A 20,183-nucleotide genomic window follows, 5' to 3' on the forward strand; every position below is an offset into this window, starting at 1 on the left:
GCGGCCCGGGCGCTCGGCGTCGAAGCGCCGGCGGCCGAGGCGCTGCCCGCGGAGCAGCGCGAGGCGGTGACGCGCGGCGAGTTCGCCGCGACGCTGTACGCGCTGCTGCGGCGCAAGCGGGAGCTGCCGCGGTAGCCGGACCGGCTCAGCCGCACGCCGCCCCGAAGCGAAAGGAGGAACCTGCATGCAGCCCGACATACTCGACACGAAGCGGACGCCGACGCCCGCTGCCGGCGCCCGGATGCGCAAAGGGCTGAAAGCCGTATGGGCTTACAAAGAATTTTACTTGATGCTGCTGCCGGGCGTAATTTACTACTTGGTTTACAAATACGTTCCGATGTACGGGGTCATCATCGCCTTCAAAGATTACGACATGATGGAAGGCATTATGCGCAGCCCTTGGGCCGATCCGTGGTTCAAATATTTTCAGCAATTTTACGAATCGCCGTATTTCGCCCAGCTGCTGACGAACACGTTTCTGATCAGCGTCTACAAGCTCGTCTTCGGGATGGTGCCGCCGATCATTCTGGCCATCCTGCTGAACGAATGCCGCGTCAAATGGTTCAAGTCGCTCGTCCAGACGCTCAGCTACATGCCGCACTTTTTGTCGTGGGTTATCATTTACGGCATTCTGCTCATGTTTCTGTCCCAAGATTCCGGCATCGTCAACCGGTGGCTCGTCGACGCGGGCTTCAAGGCGGTTCCGTTTCTCACCTCGACCGAATGGTTCCGGTCGGTGCTCGTCGGCTCGGAAATATGGCAAAACCTCGGCTGGGGCGCGATCATTTATTTGGCCGCCATCGCCGGAATCGACCCGACGCTGTACGAGGCGGGCAGGGTCGACGGTGCGAGCCGGTTGAAAATGGTATGGCACATTACGCTGCCCGGCATCCGCCACGTCATTGTGCTGCTGCTCATTTTGCGGCTCGGCCATATGCTGGACGCCGGCTTCGAGCAAATTTACATTTTGTACAACGTGCACGTGTATCCGGTCGCGGACATTCTCGACACCTGGGTGTTCCGCACGGGACTCGAGCAATGGAACTATAGTCTCGCTTCCGCCGTCGGCCTGTTCAAATCGGCGATCGGGCTCATCCTCGTCTACTTCTCGAACCGGATCGCCAAACGATGGGGGGAGAGCATATGGTGAACAACGCGGGAGACAAACTGTTCGGCGCGTTCAGCTACTTCGTTCTGGCGATCGTCGGCCTGGCCGCCGTCGTTCCGCTGCTGTACGTCTTCTCGGTGTCGCTGACCCCGTTCGCGGAAGTGCTCCGCCACGGCGGATACGTGCTCATCCCGAAGGAGCTGACGTTCAGCGCCTACAACAAGCTGCTCGGCACGTCGGCCATCCCGAGATCGCTGGCCGTCACGGTGTATATTACGGTCGTCGGCACGACGATCAACCTGATCCTGACCGCGCTGATCGCTTACCCGCTCAGCCGGAAGCAGCTGCCGGGACGGTCCGTCTTTCTGCTCATGGTCGTGTTCACGCTGCTGTTCAGCGGCGGCATCATCCCGACGTACCTGGTCGTCAAGGCGACGGGACTGATCGACAGCCTGTGGGCGCTCATTTTGCCGACCGCCGTGTCCAGCTTCAACGTGCTCATCATGAAAAGCTTCTTCGAGCAGCTGCCCGAAGAGCTGTTCGAATCGGCGCGCATCGACGGCGCCAAAGAATTCCGCATTTTGTTCCGGCTCGCCGTTCCGCTGTCGCTGCCCGTCATGGTCACCGTCGGCCTGTTTTACGCGGTCGGCCATTGGAATTCGTTTTTCAACGCGATCATGTACGTCACCGACCGGACGCTGTTTCCGCTGCAGGTCGTCGTCCGCGAAATTTTGATGCTGTCGCAGCAGCCGCTCGAAAACGCGGAGGACCAGGTGCCGACCGTGACGATGCAAATGGCGGCGGTCGTTTTCGCCAGCTTGCCGGTGCTGATCGTATATCCGTTTTTGCAAAAGCATTTTACGAAAGGCATGCTGCTCGGATCCATTAAAGGGTGAGCGGTTAATCCAGCAGAAAGAAGGGGAAACGCATGAAAGGGAAAAAAGGTTGGGTTCCGGTCGGACTTACGGCGATGCTGCTGACGGGAAGCGTGCTTGCGGGCTGCGGCTCGGGCTCCGGCTCCGGCGGCGGCAAAACGGGAGACAGCCCGGGCGGCGCGCAAAATCCGGCGGCCGGCGGCGCGCCGGTGAAAATCCAGATGGCGATGGCCGCCTCGGGCTTGCCTTCGCCGGACGCCGACGACATCAAGAAGACGATCGACCAGAAGCTCGGCATCGATCTGCAGCTGACGGCGATCGCCTCGAACGACGATTACAAAAACCAGATTCGCGTCCGCATCTCCGGCGGCAACTATCCGGACCTGTTCTCGGTCGAATTTTCCGACGTGAAGGAGTTCGCCGACAAAGGACTGCTGCTCGACCTGACGCCGTATATGGACAAAGAGCTGAAGCCGGCCAAAGATTTCGTCGTCGGCCTGACGCCGAACATTTTGAAAAAGGTGACGGTGAACAACAAAATATTCGCCGTTCCGCGTACCGCCGACGTGCCGTTTTCCTCGATGTGGGTGCGCAAAGACTGGCTTGACAAGCTTAACCTGAAGGCGCCGACGAACCTCGACGAATTTATGGCGGTCGCCAAAGCGTTCACCGAGCAGGATCCGGACGGAAACGGCAAAAAAGACACGTACGGCATTACGGGCGCCAAGCTCGACGGCTTCGCCACGATTTTCGGGGCTTTCGGCGTCGGCCAGCCCGGCTCGTTTTACCAGAAAGACGGCAAGGTGATGAACGCGTATTACGACCCCGCGATGCCGGAGGCGCTGAAATATATCAAGTCGCTGTTCGACGCGGGCGTCGTCGATCCGGAAATTATGACGAACAAAGGGAACGTCGAGGTGCAGAAGGCGTTTCAGGGCAAGGCCGGCCTTATTTTCAAAGGCTGGACCGATATCGCCAAGGACGAATTCGTCGCGCAGTACAAAGCGATCAACCCGAAAGCGGACTGGGTGCAAATGACGCCGGTGAAAGGACCGGGCGGCCAGTTCGACGGTTCCTACGATTACGACCGGCCGTCGCGCTATTGGGTCATTCCGAAGGCGCTGGAAAAAGACAAGGCGAAGCTGCAAAAGGTGTTCGACCTGATCAACTACGTTTCCGGCAAGGAAGGCAACAATCTCGTCATGTACGGCCTCGAGGGCAAGCATTACAACATGAAGGACGGCAAGCTCGTGCCGACCGACCTGATGGCGAAGGAAGGCAACTATTTCAACCTGTATCAAATTACGGGGCGCCCGAACAAGGAATATTTGGCGATCAAATTCCCGAACCAGGCCGCCGCGACCGAATTCGCGATCAAGACGCCGCGCATTTCCTCGTTCGACAGCTCGGTCATTCCGCCGACCGGCTTCAATAAAGCGGATGCCGACCGGTTCGCCGAAGAAGAGATGATCAAGTTCGTGACGGGCAAGCGACCGATCTCGGAATACGCCGACTTCCTCAAGACGCTGGAGACGACGTTCAAATATAAAACGTACGTCGACGAAGGCGCGAAGCAGATCAAGGAGCAAGGCTTCGTCAAGTAAGGCGGAGGCGGCGGGAGGCTGGATGCTGAATGTTGATGAATGCTTCCGGCATGCTGAGGAAATAACAGTTCGAACATGCAAGGGGACCGGGCGCGCTGGCGCTGACGGTCCCTTTTGCCGTGCGCGGATGCGGTTGCGTTCTTTCCGGGGTGAGGCGAGGCGAGGGGCTGCGGACATCCTCAATGCCACCCTATTTTTGCGAGACTTTCGTTAGAATGCGCATATTCGTGATAGAATCGGGCTCCCTGTCCAAGCACGCGGCGAGAACCAAGCATAGACTGGCAGTATCTAACGGACGGGAGGTGTGAGATCCATGGATAAACTCCTCACTTATGTCGGAGGCGTTTTGGCCGGATACGCGCTGACTTCCATGCCGGTAGAAGGCACGTTTTTGTCCAGCGTGGAGCCGATTCTGGACGGCGTCGGAATGTTGTCTATGATTGTGTTCTCGGGCATGCTGATTTATGGCGGCGTGAAGGCGCTCATTGGCAAATAAGCCGAGGGACGGTTGTCCGCGGCCGCACGAATATGGGGACCGCGCGTCGGACGACGCCGCGGTTCTTTTTTAGCTTCGGGCGGATCCGTGATCCGGATCGATGGCTAACGAACTTTACCATGCTTATAGGCGGAAAAACGATCGTTTTTCTAGCCTAACGAATCGGTGCATCGTTATCGAGCCGAAATGGGAGGAAAACGATCCGATTCGCGGGTAATACCGTTGCCAGAGTTCGTTACAAGTTCAAACCTACATATTTGGCTCCGATAACGATCGCACGGTTCGTCCGCTTTGAGCCTAATCCCCGCTCCCTCCCCATGGTCAAGCGTATCGATTTGATCCGCTCGCTACGTCGGATATTTTCCGGGGAATCGGTAACAATCATTACATACGAATGCGGCCCGCTATTTTCCAGAAGCCGGAAATCGGATATGATCGGAGAAAGCCGACCTATCGGCCGTCCGTAAGCCGACAAATCAACGAAGCGGGGATGAACGATGAAACGCCATCTGTATATAAACGGAGGGTGGAAGGAAGCGGCCCGGTACGTTCCGCTGCACTCGCCCTATTCAGGCGAGCTCATCGCGGAGGTGGGCGAAGCCGGGGAAGCGGAAACGGAGCTGGCGATCCAAGCGGCGCAAGGCGCAGCCGCCACGATGGCCGCGATGCCCGCCCACGAGCGGGCGGCGATTTTGGACAGCGTCGTCTCCATCTTCAAGCGGCGTTCGGAGGAGCTCGCGCGCCTGTTGGCGATGGAAGCGGCGAAGCCGATCAAGACGGCGCGGGGCGAAATCGCCCGCACGATTCAGACGTACCTGTTTTCGGCGATGGAGGCGCGACGCATACACGGAGAAACGGTCCCGCTCGACGCCGCTCCGGGTGGCGAAGGGCGCATCGCCTTCACGCTGCGCCGGCCGATCGGCGTCGTCGGGGCGATAACGCCGTTCAATTTTCCGTTCAATCTGGTCGCTCACAAGGTCGGGCCGGCGATCGCCGCGGGCAATACGGTCGTGCTGAAGCCGGCCGGGCAAACGCCGCTGTCGGCGCTCGCGCTTGGCGACATCTTCGAGGAAGCGGGCTTGCCCGCCGGCGCGCTCAATATCGTTCCGGGCCCGGGCTCGGTCGTCGGGGAGATGCTTGTGAGGGACGAGCGGGTCAAGGCGATATCGTTTACCGGCAGCCCGGCCGTCGGCATCGCGATGCGGGGCAAAGCCGGCCTGAAGCGGATGACGCTGGAGCTCGGCTCGAATTCGGCGCTCGTCATCGACCGGTCGTGCGACTTGACGCCGGAGCTGATCCGGCGCTGCGTGACGGGCGCTTTTTCCTTCAGCGGGCAGGTGTGCATCTCGATCCAGCGCATTCTCGTTCACGAGCGGTTGTTTGCGGAATTCGTGGAGAAGTTTAAGGCGGAAACGGGCAAGCTTGTCGTCGGCGATCCGCTGGACGAAGCGACCGACGTGTCGGCTTTGATCAGCGAGAAGGACGTGCGACGAATGGAACAATGGGTCGCCAGCGCTTGCGCCAAAGGCGCCGAAGTCGTCGCGGGCGGGCAAGCGGTCGGTTCCCGGCTTTTTGCGCCTACGATTTTGACCGGCGTGCCGAAGGACGAGCCCGTTTCGTGCCAGGAGGCGTTCGGGCCGATCGTCACGATCGGATCGTTCTCCACGCTGGACGAGGCGATCCGGGACGTGAACGACTCCCGCTACGGCCTGCAGGCCGGCATTTATACGAATGATATTCATGCCGCGATGCGGGCGGCGATGGAGCTGGAAGTCGGCGGCGTCATGATCAACGACTTCCCGACGTTCCGCGTCGACAACATGCCGTACGGCGGCGTCAAGGAGAGCGGCTTCGGGCGCGAAGGAATCCGCTACGCCGTCGAAGAGCTGACGGAGCTGAAGCTCATTTCGATCCATATGGGCCGGTAACGGCGTCCCCGTTGGAGCGGCTGTTGGAATAGCGCGCTTTTGGACACTATCCCCGCAAAAACGGCGGGGGCAGCGTGCGGATAGCGCGCTTTCGCACACTATATGCCTGCCGCCCCCCGTTTGAAGCTGCGTCAGAGTGGGAGTAGTGCGCTTTTGGACACTATACCCGCAAAAACGCCGGGGGAGCGTGCGGAGAGTGCGCTTTCGCACACTTTATGCTTGCCGTCCCCCGTTTGAAGCCGCGTCAGAGTGGGAGTAGTGCGCTTTTGGACACTATCCCCGCAAAAACGGCGGGGGAGCAGACAAATAGTGCGCTTTTGCACACTTTATGCCTGCCTGCCTCCGACTGCGCCTGCACCGCTGCGGGAATAGCGCGCTTTCGCACACTATATCCGCAAAAACGCCGGGGGCAGCGTGCGGAGAGTGCGCTTTCGCACACTATATGCCTGCCGCCCCCCTGTTTTAAGCCGCGTCAGAGTGGGAATAGTGCGCTTTTGCACACTATACCCGCCAAAATGCCGGGGGAGCGGGCGGATAGTGCGCTTTCGCACACTATATGCCTGCCGCCCCCCGTTTGAAGCTGCAACAGGTTGGGAATAGCGTGCTTTTGCACACTATGTCCGCAAAAACGCCGGGGGAGCGGGCATATAGTGCGCTTTTGCACACTATATGCCCTAGCCTGCCTAGAGCGACGACACAGCAGTTGAACTGGCGAGCCGATTATGGTATGGTGAACGTATTCGAACGGAACGGAGGGTTACGTGTGGTAGATCATTTCCGATTGAGAAAGCAATGCAACTAATTTGCAGCTTGCTTTTTGCGCTCTGCCTCTGTGCGGAGTAATCGGGATCGGTCTGTCTGCCTGCGTCGCTGCCTTCGTCTATTTGCCATGCGCCCGAAGAAACGTTCGCCGAAACGATTCGGAACGGTTGTCTTTGCGCATGTTTACGAACGTGCCGGTCGATCATGTCCTTTTTCCCGATTACGGCTGCACAGGCGGCGATGCGTCTGTGCTTTTTGCGTTTTCATTGAAAAAGGAGATGAGCCCGACTATGACTATGCCCTATTCCAACGAACATCAAGCCGTTATCGATGCCATGATTTCCGCCGCCGCCCGCAACGGGCTGCGGTTGAACCGAACGACAGCGGAAGTGAACGAATCCGGGATGGATTTTCTCGTCGCGTTCGCGACCGACGAAGCCGGGCAAGCTTGGGTATTGCGCAAGCCGAGACGGTCCGACGTTTGGGAGCGGGCGGAAAACGAGCGCAAGGCGCTTGAGCTTGTCCGCGCGAACGTCCCGGTTCGCGTTCCGGATTGGCGCATCTGCACTCCCGAGCTGATCGCGTATCCGCTGCTCGAAGGCCGGCCCGTCGCGACCGTGGACCCGGCGGGAGGGGGATATGCGTGGCAATACGAGCAGCATACGCTGCCGGAGCCGTTTTTCGACTCGCTCGCCGAAACGCTGGCCGCTCTGCACGGCATCGACCACGGCGCGGCGGCCGAAGCCGGCGTTCGCGTCAAAAGCCCGCAAGAGGCGCGCGAAGCGTTTTCCGCCAATATCGAGGACATCAAACGGAGCTTCGCGATCCCGGACCGGCTTCAAGAGCGATGGAGCCGATGGCTGGATACGGACTCGTACTGGCCCGGACATTCGACGTTCAACCACGGCGACTTGCATCCGCCTCACATCCTCGTCGACGAAACGAAGCGCGTTTCCGGATTAATCGACTGGACCGAGGCGGAGTGCGCCGATCCGGGAAAAGATTTCGTCATTTTCTACGCTTTGTTCGGCATGGAGGGGCTTCGCGATTTGCTGCGCCGGTACGAGACGTTCGGAGGCCGCGTTTGGCCGCGCATGCACGAGCATATCGCCGAGCAGTGGGCCGCGTACCCGGCTTTGGTTGCCAAGTTCGCGCTCGTGACGGGGAAGCCGTCCGATATGGAAATGGCCAAAGGGATGATTGCGAGCTGGAGCGCGGACTGAAACCGCCTAGCTTGATATCGGCCGACCGCCCGGCTGGGCCTTAACGATTGACGCGATCGGCGGCACGCCGTAAAGAACGCCGTAAAGAAAAGGACCGTTAGCCGCAAAGGCGTACGGTCCTTTCGATATTGCGCGTTTCGTATCGCGTCAGCCGCCGCTTACCCCCGGAACGGTTCGATTTCGCGGCCGAGCGCCCATACGCGCTGCAGCTCGAGGTCCGGACTGACGAGCAAAACGTCGGCCTGCTTTCCGACTTCCAGGCTGCCGGTTTTGTCGAAAATGCCGAGCTGTCGCGCCGGATTGCCGCTCATGTACCGGCTCGCCTGCTGCACGGAGACGCCGACCTTGTCCGTCACGTAGCGGAGCGCGCCGATCATCGTGAGCGTGCTGCCGGCGAGGCTGTTGCCTTCCTTCAGCGTGGCGACGCCGCCGCTGACATTGACCGCGAGTCCGCCCAAATCGTAAATGCCGTCCTCGAGGCCGGCGGCGGACATCGCGTCGGTAATCATGATCAGCGTGTCGTCCGTTTTCGTCTTCGTCAGCAGCCGGATGCACGCCGGATGCACGTGATGGCCGTCGGCGATAATTTCCGCGCGGATGCGCTCGTCGGTCAATACGGCGCCCACGACGCCGGGATTGCGGTGATGGAGCGGCGTCATCGCGTTGTACGTATGCACCGCCTGGTTCAGCCCCGCGTCGGCGGCCGCGATCACTTGGTCGTACGTCGCGTCCGTATGGGCGGCGGCGGCGTTGATGCCGTTTCGGCGCAGCCAGGCGATCAGCTCGAGCGCGCCTTCCGTTTCGGGAGCCAGCGATAATTGGCGAATAAGGCCGGGATACTTGGCGTGCCATTCTTCGAGCCAAGCTTTTTGCGGCGGCACGATGTAGGCCGGATTTTGCGCGCCTTTATATTTGACGTTGATGAACGGACCTTCCAAATGGACGCCGACGACCTGCGCGTACGGCATCGGACCGGCCATATAGGCGTTCACCGTTTCCAGCACTTTGGCCAAATGGTCCTTCGGACCGGTCAGCGTGGTGGCGACGATCGAGGTCGTTCCGTTGCCGCCGTGAAACTTCGTGATCGTGTCGAGCGATTCGCGGCTCGCGTCCATAAAGTCGGCGCCATAGCCGCCGTGGACGTGCACGTCGACGAAGCCGGGAAGCGCCCAGCCGCCGGCCGCGTCGATCGTTTCCGCCGCCTCCCGCTTGATTTCGTCGGGCGCCGTCCGTCCGAGCGACACGATTTTGCCGTCCGCGAGCGCGATATGGCCGCCTTCGATCACTTCCCGCTCGGTAACTACGTTGGCGTTCGTAATGAGAATGGTCCGGCTCATGCGTTGAACAACCTCCCCGATTCGGTATCGAGCAGCACGACGACGTGAGGGTGCGTTTGCAGCAGGGAGGCCGGGCATTCGGTCGTAATCGGTCCGGTCAGCGCCCTGTGGACGATTTCCGCCTTGTCCGCGCCGCGCACGACGAGCAAAATCATTTTCGCCTTCAAAATCGTCCCGACGCCCATCGTGAGCGCATGCGTCGGCACTTCGTCGATGGAGTTGAAGAAGCGGGCGTTCGCTTCGCGCGTCTCGTCCTTCAGCTTGACGATGTGCGTGCCGCTGACGAGCGCGTGATCCGGCTCGTTGAAGCCGATATGGCCGTTATGGCCGAGGCCGAGCAGCTGCAGGTCGATCTGCTTCGCGTCGTCGAGCAGCTGGTTGTAGCGGGCGCATTCCTGCTCCAGGTCGGAGGCGTTGCCGTTCGGAATATGCGTCCGTTCCGGAGCGAAATCGACATGGTCGAACAAATGACGCTTCATATAAGCGTGGTAGCTTTCCGGATGATCCTCCGGGATGCCGACGTATTCGTCGAGATTGAACGAAGTCGCGCTTTTGAAGCTGACCATGCCTTTGCGGTGCGTCTTGACGATCTCCTCGTAAATGCCGACCGGGGTGCCGCCTGTCGCGAGGCCGAGCACCGCCCGCGGGTTCGTCTGGACGAGACCGGTAATGATGCCCGCTCCCGCTTCGTTCAATTCTTCGGTGGAGCGGAAAGTTAAAATGTTCATCGGTTATCTCCCTTTTTCTTTGCGATATTTTTTCACCATTTGATACGACAGCTCGAGCTTCGGCACGTAGTCGTCGAACGATTCGCTGATCAGTCCCGTGAACAAAACGTCGATGACGTGCAGCTGGGCGATTCGGGACGCCATGTCGCCGCGGCGCATCCCTTCCTCGAGCGACGACGTGTACAGCGGGATGTCCGCAAGCGCGGATAGCGTGTTCGGGCCGAACTTCGTCAGCGAAATGGCCGTCGCTCCGCGCTCTTTGGCGCAGCGCAGCGCGTCGATCGTTTCCGGCGTCTCGCCCGAGTAGGAGATGGCGAACGCGGCGTCGCCCTCGCCCAAGCTCGAAGCCGACGTCACCTGCATGTGCGGGTCGGAGAAGGCGGTCGCCCGTTTGCCGATGCGGACGAGCTTCTGGTAAAAATCTTGCGCGACGACGCCGGACGTCGCCACGCCGTATATGTCGATTTGCCCGGCGCAGCGCAGCGCGGCGACCGCCTGCTCCAGCAGCTTCGGATCGAGCAGGCGGGACGTATCGGAAATGGAGCGGATATGGTTCGCTTCCATCGCGGAGACGATGCTTTCGAGCGTGTTGCCGGCCACGATGTCCTGGTACGAATCCGCCGCGGGCTGCAGCGCAAGCTCGGTCGCCAGCTGCATTTTCAAGCCGGAAAAGCCGCCGGCGTGGAAATTTTTGCAGAAGCGGGACACGGTCGCCGCGCTCGTCTGGGACTGGTCGGCCAGCTCGGTAATGCCCATGCGCACGACAAGCTGCGGATGATCGGCAATAAATGAGGCGAGCGCCTGTTCCTTCGGGTTAAGGCCCGGCATTTGCTCGCGGATCGATCTGAGCAAATCTGACATACGGAAACGGTTCACCTCTCTTACCGGGGCCCGGATGAAAATGATTTTTGTATATTTCCATATTACACGAAAAACATTTTCTTTGCCATCGGTTTTTCGTTTATCGCCCCGCTTCGTTGACAAGGCGGACGCGTCATGCTTAGATAGTTATTATTTCCTCAATTCGACACAGGCAAAAGGAGACTTAACCAAAATGAAGCGAAATTGTCCGGAAGCGATGCTGTTCGATCTCGACGGGACGCTGTTCCAAACGGAAACGCTGCTGCTGCCCGCGTACGAGGCCGCGTTCGCGCAATTGAACCGGGAAGGCACGTATACGCGGGGAACGCCGCCGAAGGAGCGCATTTTGAGCAGCCTCGGCATGCTGCTGGAGCATATATGGGAACGGGTGCTTCCCGACGCGGACGAGCAGGTGCGGCGCCGGGCGGACGAGCTGCTGCTTCGCCATCAGATGGAAGGGCTGAAGCGGGGGGACGGGGCATTGTATCCAGGCGTCGAGGCGACGCTGCGGGCGCTTCGCGCCAAAGGCGTCAAGCTGTTCGTGGCGAGCAACGGCCTGGAGGCGTACGTCAAAGAGGTGATCCGCAGCAAAGGGCTGGCGGAGCTGTTTACGGGCCTGTACAGCGCGGGCGAATACGCAACGAAGTCGAAGGTCGATCTGGTGCGGCTTCTGCTCGAACGGCACGGCATTCGTTCCGCCTGGATGGTCGGCGACCGCTCGTCCGACGTCGAGGCGGGCAAAGGCAACGGGTTGACCGTCGTCGGCTGCCGCTATGCGGAGTTCGGCGAAGCGAGCGAGCTGGACGGCGCGGATGCGATCATTACGGAGTTCGGCCAGCTGCTGAATTTGGTGGAGTAACGCGCCAAGATGGGGCGGCAGATCGGCGGACGTTTGTTTGCAACCGGTCCGATCCGACGCATCCGATTCGCGGCGGTTCCGGTTGGGAACGACAAACGACCGGAGCTGTTTTTGCCGGATTCGCATACGGAACATTGGGCCGGTCCCGCCGGATTCGAATTGACGCCGGGGCGCTTCAAGCCCGACCGCGTAACACATAGAGACGAATCAGGGGAAGCATCCCCAACAGACGAACCCCCGTCGGCTTGCGCCGGCGGGGGTTTATTCACATATGCCCGACAGGACCGGGCTCCAGGTTTCCTTTATCGCCCTTCGCCGCCGCGGACGGAAGCTCCATTCTCGCTTTGCCGAGCATCATGACGAACACGAAGCCGACGACGATAATCAGGATGGAGATCAGGAACAAGTAGGAGATCGAGCCCGCGAGCGCCTTCGTCGCGTTCGCGACGATGTCCGGAGGCAGCGCCGCGCGCACCTGCGGAATGAGCAGCGCCTTCGGGTCGGAAAATTGGGACGCCGCGGCCGGATCGGGAAGCGCCGCTTCGACGCGCGCCTTGTAGTCGACCTTCTGGACGACGCCGAGCACCGTGACGCCGAGCGCCGAGCCGATCGTCCGGAAAAACGTGATGAGCGAAATCGCCGCGCCTTTATATTGTCCGGGCAATCCGTGCAGGACGGATATGTTCAGGACGACGAAGTTGACCCCGATGCCGAAGCCGACGAGCACCATGTACAGCGTTACCGTCCATCGCGGCGTATCGACCGTCATCGTGCCGAGCAGCGCCATCGAAACGGCGAGAATCAGCGTCGAGATCAGCATAATGCCGCGGTACGACATTTTGTTGACGAGCGGTCCGCCCAGCATGCTGCTGGCGACGACCGCGAGCATCATCGGCGTGAGCGTCTGGCCGGCCGCGCTGGCGGATTCGCCGTAAACGCCCTGAATGAACAGCGGGATGTACGTCGCGCCCGATACCATGATGATCCCGTACAGGAAGCCGATCGCCTGGCTGGCCGTGAACAGGCGGCTTTTGAACAGCTTCAGCTCCACGATCGGGTCGGCAACTTTCCGCTCGATGGCGAGAAACAGCAGAAAGCAGACGACGAACAGCAGAAACAGGCCGATGATTTGCCACGAGCCCCAGGCGTACGTTTCCGAGCCGGCGAGCTCGATCGCGAACATGAAGCCGAGAATGGCCAGGACGAGCGTCGTGGCGCCGCCCCAGTCGATCGTTTGCTTGCGGAGCGCGGGTTTCTCCCGATAGCCGAGATGCATAAGCAGGAAAGCGACAAGGCCGATCGGCAAATTGATGTAAAACACCCAGCGCCAGTCGATGTAGTCGGTAATGTAGGCGCCGAGCGCCGGTCCGAATACGCTGGACAGCCCGAATACCGCTCCGAACAAGCCGTTCATTTTGCCGCGCTTCTCCGGCGGAAAAATATCGAAGATGACGGCGAAGGCGATCGGCATCAGGGCGCCGCCGCCGATCCCTTGAATCGCCCGGTACACGATCAGCTCCGTCATCGTGCCGGCGATGCCGCACAGCACCGAGCCGATCAAAAACAGGACGAGTCCGAGCTGGAAAAACAGCTTCCGCCCGTAAATGTCGGACAGCTTGCCGAATATAGGCGTCGCCACGACGGTAGCGATCATATAGGCCGAAAACACCCAGACATAATGCTCGAAGCCGCCGAGCTCCGTAATGACCGTCGGCATCGCCGTGGAGACGATCGTTTGGTCGAGCGCCCCGACGAACATGCCGAGGAGCAGGCCGGCCACGACCCAATTGATTTTCGTTTGCTTGCGATCCATCGTTCACCTCTTGGTTTCGGAAAAAATAAGTTTCACGAACCATTACTATAATCCATTTTTTTCCGCGATGCAAAATAATTTTCCGTAAAAAACGTTTATAATGAAACGTAGGAGCCCGTCAAGCGCGGCCGAAACGTTCCGCGCCGGCGGGCGGGCCGGATGCGTCGCAGCCGTCGCGGCGGTTGCCGCTCCCTTCCGGTTTGGCGTATGATACAGGAAAGCGGAGGTGGAAAGGAAGGCATTCGGATTTGAACGATACGATACTGATTGTCGACGACGATCGGGCGATAGCGGGCCTGATCGAAATTTATTTGGTCAACGAGGGGTACGAGGTCGTCAAAGCGTTCGACGGTGCGGAGGCGCTCGAGAGGCTGGCGCGGAAAGACATCCGGCTCGTCATCCTCGACGTCATGATGCCGGGCTTGGACGGCTTGGAAGTATGCCGGCAAATTCGCGCCGATCAGACGGTGCCGATTTTGATGCTGAGCGCGAAAGCCGAAGACATGGACAAAATTATGGGGCTGATGACGGGGGCGGACGACTATTTGACGAAGCCGTTCAATCCGCTCGAGCTGCTCGCCCGCGTCCGTTCGCTGATACGCCGGGCTTACGGGCTGAATCCGAAGGCGAACCGGGGCCGCGGCGCGGACATTATGACGTTCGACGGGCTCGAGATCGACAAAGGCACCCATTCGGTGACGATGGACGGCAAGCCGGTACACCTGACCTCGATCGAGTTCGGCATTTTGCATATGCTGGCGAGCCAGCCGGGCCGCGTCTTCAGCGCGGAGGCGATTTACGAGCGCGTATGGAACGAGCCGTATTCCCCCACGTTCACGACGGTGATGGTGCATATCAGCAAGCTGCGGGACAAGCTGGAGAAAGATTCGGGGCAGAAGTGGATTCATACGGTATGGGGGGTCGGCTACAAATTTGATCGGTAAGCTGTTCTACAGCCTCCGCTGGAAGCTCGTCGCCCTGTTCGTCATGAGTCTCGCCCTGTCGGCGCTCAGCATCGTCGGCGTTATTTTCGTCATTTTTGTTACGAACGAAATGAATATTCGGGTCTTTTACGGATTGGCCCGAAGGCTGAGCGACATGTTCGGCGTACCGCTCGTCCTGATCGTGTCCGGGATCGCGTTTTTCGTCCTGTACATTTTCGTGCTCAGCCACAGACGGATCGTCTATTTGATGCGCATTACCGAAGCCGTTCAGCGGATCGCCGACGGCCGTTTCGACGAGCGGATCCCGGTGCGCTACAACGACGAGATGGGCGAGCTGGCGGCGAATTTGAACAAAATGTCCGAGCAGCTGAAAACGTCGATCGAGGACGAGCGCAGGGCGGAACGGACGAAAAGCGAGCTGATCACGAACGTGTCCCACGATTTGCGGACGCCGCTGACGTCGATATCCGGCTACCTCGGCCTGATCGAGCAGGACCGGTACCGCGACGAAATCGAGCTGCGTCACTACGTCCATATCGCGTACGAAAAATCGAAACGGCTGCACGCGCTGATCGACGATCTGTTCGAATATACCCGGTTAAGCGGCGGCGGGCTGTCGCTCAAAAAGACGAGCCTCGACCTGGTCGAGATGATCGGCCAGCTGACGGCCCAGTTTCAATACGAGATGCGGCAGGCCGGCATGGAAATCCGGCTCTCGTTTCCGCAGGGCAAGGCGATGATCGAGGCGGACGGCGACAAGCTGGCCCGGGTGTTCGACAACCTGCTGGCCAATGCGGTCAACTACGGCAAGGACGGCCTCTACATCGACGTATCCGTCCGGCTGAACGGCAAGGAGGCGGTCGCGGAAGTGACCAATTACGGAGATCCGATCCCGCCGCAAGATTTGCCGCATATTTTCGACCGGTTTTACCGCGTGGAAAAATCGAGATCGGAAGATACGGGCGGCTCGGGGCTCGGGCTGGCGATCGCGAAGCAAATCGTCGAGCTGCACGGCGGGGCGATCCGGGCCGTCAGCGACCGAAGCCGCACCGTGTTCGAGGTCGTGCTGCCGCTTCAATGAGGCCGGAGCGCGATCGTATAAGAACGGAGGCGAATGAACGTGATTATCGATTCGCACAACCATCCGAACTATTTGAACATGTCCTGCGAGGCGATTTTGGACAACATGCGGAAGTACGGCATCGACCGGACATGGCTGCTTACGCTCGAAACGCCGGAGTTCGAATATTCTCCGGCCTACCACCGCATGACGCGGGGAAACGAGGACGGGCCGATCCCGTTCGCGAACTGCCTCGCCTGCGCGCAGCAGGCGCCCGACCGGTTCGTGCTCGGCTATGCGCCCGATCCGCGCAAGCCGTACGCGATCGACAAGCTGGAGGCGGCGATCGAGATGTACGGCGTCCGCGTCTACGGCGAGGTGATGCTGCGGATGACGTACGACAATCCCGACGCTCTGAGCGTGTTCCGCTATTGCGGCAAACGGGGACTGCCGGTCGTCGTCGAAGTGAACTACGGACACGGCGGGGGCGGGCCGTACGCCACGCCCGGCTATTGGTACGGCGGCGGCATCGAAGCGTTCGAGCGGGCGGTCCGGCAATGCCCGGATACGGTATTTCTCGGCCACGGCCCCGGCTTCTGGGCGCATATTTCCGGCGACGACCTGTATGCGACCCACAGCTATCCGACGGGCCCGGTCATGCCCGGCGGCAAAGTAACGGAGATGATGCGCGCGTACGACAATTTGTACTGCGATTTGTCCGCGGGCTCGGGCTTGAACGCGCTGACCCGGGACGCCGCGTTCGCCAAGGCGTTTTTGCTCGAATTCCGCGACCGCGTCTTGTACGGACGGGACATTTGGGACAACAAGCTGCAGGAGTTTCTCCGGACGCTGGAGCTTCCGGACGAGGTGCTGGACGACATCTTTTTCCGCAATTCGTTGAAGCTCGTGCCTTAAACCGACGAAACGCCCGGGCTCGCGAGCCCGGGCGTTTCGCTTTGACGCGGCGTCATCCTGTTTTGGCGAACGCGTCGAACGGGATTTCGAATTCGGGCATTCCGGCCGCGTAAGGCGCATACTCGTACAGGTCGAAATAGACGACCACGCCGTTATGCTTCAGGAAAAAGGGCCGATCCGGCTCGATCGTTTCGAACGGCGTCAGCAGGGCGAGGTCCGTCTCGCGAAGATGCGTGCGGATGACGTCGTTGATGATCGGCACGTAGTCGGCCGCCCCGCCGGTCGCCTCTTTCAACGACAGCGTCCTGCCTGTCGCCAGATCGAACGTGTACGGCTTCCGGAACGTAATTCCGTGGGCGCCGCCCGTATACAAGTGATAGTCGACGTAAAGGCTGAGAAGCCCTTTCTCGTTGTACGTCACGGTGTAAGCGCCGCCGTAGCTGACTTCGGGCTTCGTTTCCCCGTCGCCTGCCGGCATCTCCTTCAGCGCGTCGGCGGCTTTGGCCAGCTCTTCCTTTCCCCACTTGGCCTGATCCTCGGCTTCTTGCTTCAGAAACGCATTGACGGCGCTTTGCACGTCCGGGTTGGCGTAACCGCTCAACTGCGGGTAATGGATCGCAAGCGACCGGCCGTCCCCTGTTTCTTCGATCGTCGCGGTTTGGACGGCGAGCTCGTTTTCCCGGATCGTTTCGATGCCGATCAAGCGCGTGACGGGATCGTACGATATGCCGTAGCCCATCCGCTCCAGCAAAAACCGCAGCGGCACGTAAATCGAGCCTTCCTGCAAAACGGCGGGCGATCCGTACGACGTTTGCCCGTTCATCGTATACGACCCGCTGTCCGGGTCCAAAACGAGCGTCCGTCCCCGTCCGCTCACCGTCGCTTTCCGTTGGTCCGCATCCCAATCGGTCGCGAGACCGAGCCGCTCGTTCAACGAGCGCAGCCCGATGTATGTAGTGCCTTGGTCGTTCGCGGCCGGCACGACGGCGGGTTGTCCGTCGATCGTCAAGTTTGCGGACACGATCGTCAGCGGAGGCCGCTGCCACGTTTCCTCCGCGTGCGCGACCGACGGCGGCAATACCGCCGCGGCCGGCGCGGTCGCGATCGTTACGCCGGCGTACAGGGCGAACAGCGCGTTTCGGCGCATGCGCCGCATGTTCATAAGTTCACTCCCTCTCTGTCAGTTGCTTACCCGAATAAGACGAATCCGAATCGCCCGGGGTTCATTCGCGCGGTTTCGGTTCGTCCGTTTTGCTGCGACATTTTATGTCGTATCGCACCGGTTATGATGTAGGCGTGTCGGACTCGCCTCTATAAGGCGGGACCCGATACGGGATAATAACGAAGACGGAAACGAGGGACAACCGATGCCGAAAACGAAAAGGGGACGCGCGCTTTGGGGATTGCCTTCCCGCGGGCGCGGAACTTGCCCGATATGCGCCAGCACCCGGATCAAGCTGCTGTATCCGCGCTCGACGTCCGGCGGCCAATCGCTTAAAGTATGCAAGCGGTGCGCGGGAGCGGATCAGAGCAAGGTGGATGCCGCAGCCGCCACATAATCCGCGGCGGAGCCCGCGACGAACGTCCCTTCCCGCCCGGGAACGGGACGTTTCCGCTTGGGCGGCTTGCCAGGCGGCTTTCTCGCATGATGTAATAGGAAGAAGACGACGATGGCATTACTTTTCCGCAAAGGAGCTTGTACCGCCGGATGGGCAACATGCATCGAATCGGCTGGTTCGACCAGCAAATCCGCGAAGGCGGCTATCCGAACAGCAAACGTCTCGCGGAGCAGTTCGAAATATCGCGAAGGCAAGCCCAACGGGACATCGAATATATGGAAGATTCGCTGCGCGCCCCGCTCGTCTATGTGGCGGGAAAGCGCGGATACTGCTACGGGGACAAAACGTATGCGCTGCCTCACCTGTACATGACGGAAGAGGAGAAACGGGTGCTGAACTATCTCGCGCACCGGTACCGCGGCTATCAGTACGATAATGCGGCGTCGGTCGCCCGCATCGCGGACCTGCTCGAACGGTTCGCGGACGGGGAGACGGCTGCCGGCTGCCGGCTGCCGGTGTTCGAGACGAACCCGCGGCTGCTCCAAAACGTCGAGCTGCTGTCGCAGGCGATCCGGGGGAGGCTCGTCGTCGTCATGACGTACCGGGACGAGGACGGGGAAACGGCCGGCATGCGAATATGGCCGCTCAAGCTCGTCTCACGCTATAACGCGGACTATGCGATCGCTTATTGCGAACGATTGCGGGAAGAGCGGAAGTTCCGGCTCGACGGAATCCGGGAAGCCGTCGTAACGGCGGAGCCGTTCGACTATGCGGGAGAAGAGACGGACCGATGGGGCGAGCCGGCTCCGGGGAAGAAGCCGTTCACGGCCCGGCTGAGGCTGGCGCAGCCTCCCGGAAACGGGGCGTGGAACGGGTTTCCGGCGCGTCTCGCGGGCGATTCCGTTTACGAGATATCGTTTTACGACGCCGATTCGTTTGTCCGGCATTTGCTCGTCGCGGAGTGGGAGCGGCTGCTTTCGCCGAAATGGCTGCGGACGATGCTGCGCGACAAATGCGAACGGGCGCTGGCCCGGTTGAACGGCGATGACGCGGCGACTTGACGGGGGGCGGCTGCAAGCCGACGCAGCAGGCGAAAGGAGGGATTCGGTGTCTACGGTTCTCCTCGATGACATTCGGATGAAGCGGGAATCCAAATCGTTCACCGACGCCGTGCACGCCGTCCTGACCGCGGCCGGCCTGTTCGACGGGCCGAAGCATATGCTGTCCGGGCTCAGCGGCATGGCGTTCAAATTTACGGTTCACGAGCGGCTGCTGCCGCTGTCCGTTTCCGCTTACGGCCAGTGGGGGACCGAGCATCGCCCGGCGATCGACAACTTGGGCGTATTCACGATCGGGGACGGCGGTCGGGTTCGGCATCCGACCTTCCGGTATTATCAACGGAAGGCGGTGCAGCTGGTGAAAAGCGGTCTCGACCGCGGCGTCGGGGCCGTCTGCTGGCTCCCCGAATTCGGCGTCATTCACGGATACGACGACGAGGACGGCGTCTTTTTCGCGCAGGACGGGATCGGGGATGACAGCAAAATCGTGCTGTACGACAACTTCGGCTTGAACGTCACGCCGTTCTGGTACTGCCGGACGTTCGGCCCGAAAATCGAAATCGGGCTGCCCGACGCCGTGCTCGAATCGCTGCGGCTTGCCGTCCGCGACTACGATACGCCGCACAAGACGCTGCCGGACACCGCCATCGCCTCGGGCAAGCTGGCTTACGCGTACTTGATCCGCGGGCTGCGGCAGGGGGACTACGACGAGCGGGGCGCCCGTTACATTTTGCGATCGTACGTGCAGGCGCGCACGGAAATTCGCGATTATTTGCGCGACGTCCGGGATACGCTGCCCGGCTTGGAGGAAGCGGCCGAACTGTACGGCGATCTCGTCCGGACCGGCGCGGGCCTCGCGGATCGTTTGCCGGGCGGGGCCGCCGGCACCCGGGCGGACCGGGCGAGCATCGGGGAGCTTTGCGACGGGCTGGCGGCCGCCGAACGTCTCGAATCGCTCGCGATCGATCGGTTCCGCGCCATATCCGCCCGGTATCCGGACGCGAAGCGTTCGCATGTCCCGAGATGGGGCGCCCATACGCCGCGATAAGAAGC

The 20,183-nt window shown here is 60.6% G+C and carries 18 protein-coding genes; 13 read left to right on the top strand and 5 right to left on the bottom strand.

Features of this window, described 5'->3' with window-relative positions:
- Positions 1-241 precede the first annotated feature (241 nt).
- From PV407_RS25430 to PV407_RS25455, 6 genes are all read left to right on the top strand, one after another.
- Positions 242-1,150, top strand: a complete 909-nt coding sequence (locus PV407_RS25430; protein WP_332092844.1) for an ABC transporter permease — start codon at positions 242-244, stop codon at positions 1,148-1,150.
- Positions 1,144-2,004, top strand: coding sequence for a carbohydrate ABC transporter permease (locus PV407_RS25435; protein WP_332092806.1), 861 nt, complete (start codon positions 1,144-1,146; stop codon positions 2,002-2,004). The genes PV407_RS25430 and PV407_RS25435 overlap by 7 nt, the downstream gene beginning before the upstream one ends.
- Positions 2,005-2,036: 32 nt before the next feature.
- Entirely contained in the window at positions 2,037-3,587 is a 1,551-nt protein-coding gene (locus PV407_RS25440) for an extracellular solute-binding protein (protein WP_332092807.1), read from the top strand.
- 313 nt (positions 3,588-3,900) lie between these two features.
- The gene (locus tag PV407_RS25445; protein ID WP_332092808.1) at positions 3,901-4,083 is read left to right on the top strand and encodes a hypothetical protein; all 183 of its coding nucleotides are present in this window, start codon (positions 3,901-3,903) and stop codon (positions 4,081-4,083) included.
- Between the two features lie 497 nt (positions 4,084-4,580).
- A complete protein-coding gene (locus PV407_RS25450) occupies positions 4,581-6,011 on the top strand; it encodes an aldehyde dehydrogenase family protein (protein WP_332092809.1) in 1,431 nt (476 codons plus the stop codon).
- A gap of 1,052 nt (positions 6,012-7,063) precedes the next feature.
- Positions 7,064-7,996, top strand: a complete 933-nt coding sequence (locus PV407_RS25455) for a macrolide 2'-phosphotransferase (RefSeq protein WP_332092810.1) — start codon at positions 7,064-7,066, stop codon at positions 7,994-7,996.
- 158 nt (positions 7,997-8,154) lie between these two features.
- On the opposite strand, the gene nagA is transcribed toward PV407_RS25455, so the two are convergent.
- The 3 genes from nagA to PV407_RS25470 are packed head-to-tail and all read right to left on the bottom strand — an operon-like array spanning position 8,155 to position 10,922.
- Complete coding sequence (gene nagA / locus PV407_RS25460) at positions 8,155-9,333, bottom strand: N-acetylglucosamine-6-phosphate deacetylase (RefSeq protein ID WP_332092811.1); 1,179 nt, start codon at positions 9,331-9,333, stop codon at positions 8,155-8,157.
- On the bottom strand, positions 9,330-10,061 hold the full coding sequence (nagB, locus tag PV407_RS25465) for a glucosamine-6-phosphate deaminase (protein WP_332092812.1): 732 nt from the start codon (positions 10,059-10,061) through the stop codon (positions 9,330-9,332). Before nagB ends, nagA begins: the two co-directional genes overlap by 4 nt.
- 3 nt (positions 10,062-10,064) lie before the next feature.
- Positions 10,065-10,922: a MurR/RpiR family transcriptional regulator gene (locus PV407_RS25470; protein WP_332092813.1), complete on the bottom strand. Its 858-nt coding sequence runs from the start codon at positions 10,920-10,922 to the stop codon at positions 10,065-10,067.
- A gap of 193 nt (positions 10,923-11,115) precedes the next feature.
- Here PV407_RS25470 and PV407_RS25475 point away from each other — a divergent pair, with 193 nt between their 5' ends.
- Positions 11,116-11,781: an HAD family hydrolase gene (locus PV407_RS25475; RefSeq protein WP_332092814.1), complete on the top strand. Its 666-nt coding sequence runs from the start codon at positions 11,116-11,118 to the stop codon at positions 11,779-11,781.
- A gap of 265 nt (positions 11,782-12,046) precedes the next feature.
- Here PV407_RS25475 and PV407_RS25480 read toward each other — a convergent pair whose 3' ends face one another.
- Positions 12,047-13,594 (bottom strand): MDR family MFS transporter, encoded by a 1,548-nt coding sequence (locus PV407_RS25480; RefSeq protein WP_332092815.1) that lies wholly within the window; start codon positions 13,592-13,594, stop codon positions 12,047-12,049.
- 248 nt (positions 13,595-13,842) lie between these two features.
- Between PV407_RS25480 and PV407_RS25485 the strand changes: the two genes are divergently transcribed.
- From PV407_RS25485 to PV407_RS25495, 3 genes are read left to right on the top strand one after another with little or no spacing between them, the layout of a single operon-like run.
- Positions 13,843-14,538 (top strand): response regulator transcription factor, encoded by a 696-nt coding sequence (locus tag PV407_RS25485; protein ID WP_332092816.1) that lies wholly within the window; start codon positions 13,843-13,845, stop codon positions 14,536-14,538.
- Positions 14,528-15,619 (top strand): sensor histidine kinase, encoded by a 1,092-nt coding sequence (locus tag PV407_RS25490; protein ID WP_332092817.1) that lies wholly within the window; start codon positions 14,528-14,530, stop codon positions 15,617-15,619. The genes PV407_RS25485 and PV407_RS25490 overlap by 11 nt, the downstream gene beginning before the upstream one ends.
- Positions 15,620-15,658: 39 nt before the next feature.
- On the top strand, positions 15,659-16,513 hold the full coding sequence (locus PV407_RS25495) for an amidohydrolase family protein (RefSeq protein ID WP_332092818.1): 855 nt from the start codon (positions 15,659-15,661) through the stop codon (positions 16,511-16,513).
- A gap of 52 nt (positions 16,514-16,565) precedes the next feature.
- On the opposite strand, the gene PV407_RS25500 is transcribed toward PV407_RS25495, so the two are convergent.
- A complete protein-coding gene (locus tag PV407_RS25500) occupies positions 16,566-17,675 on the bottom strand; it encodes a stalk domain-containing protein (RefSeq protein WP_332092819.1) in 1,110 nt (369 codons plus the stop codon).
- Positions 17,676-17,880: 205 nt separating this feature from the next.
- Between PV407_RS25500 and PV407_RS25505 the strand changes: the two genes are divergently transcribed.
- From PV407_RS25505 to PV407_RS25515, 3 genes are all read left to right on the top strand, one after another.
- Positions 17,881-18,072, top strand: coding sequence for a hypothetical protein (locus PV407_RS25505; protein WP_332092820.1), 192 nt, complete (start codon positions 17,881-17,883; stop codon positions 18,070-18,072).
- A 149-nt stretch (positions 18,073-18,221) separates the two neighbouring features.
- Positions 18,222-19,133, top strand: a complete 912-nt coding sequence (locus PV407_RS25510; RefSeq protein WP_332092821.1) for a helix-turn-helix transcriptional regulator — start codon at positions 18,222-18,224, stop codon at positions 19,131-19,133.
- A gap of 46 nt (positions 19,134-19,179) precedes the next feature.
- Positions 19,180-20,178, top strand: a complete 999-nt coding sequence (locus PV407_RS25515; protein ID WP_332092822.1) for a hypothetical protein — start codon at positions 19,180-19,182, stop codon at positions 20,176-20,178.
- The last annotated feature ends 5 nt before the right edge of the window (positions 20,179-20,183 follow it).

The organism is Paenibacillus sp. GYB003 (assembly GCF_036577625.1).
In the GTDB taxonomy this organism is placed as follows: Bacteria; Bacillota; Bacilli; order Paenibacillales; family NBRC-103111; genus Paenibacillus_AB.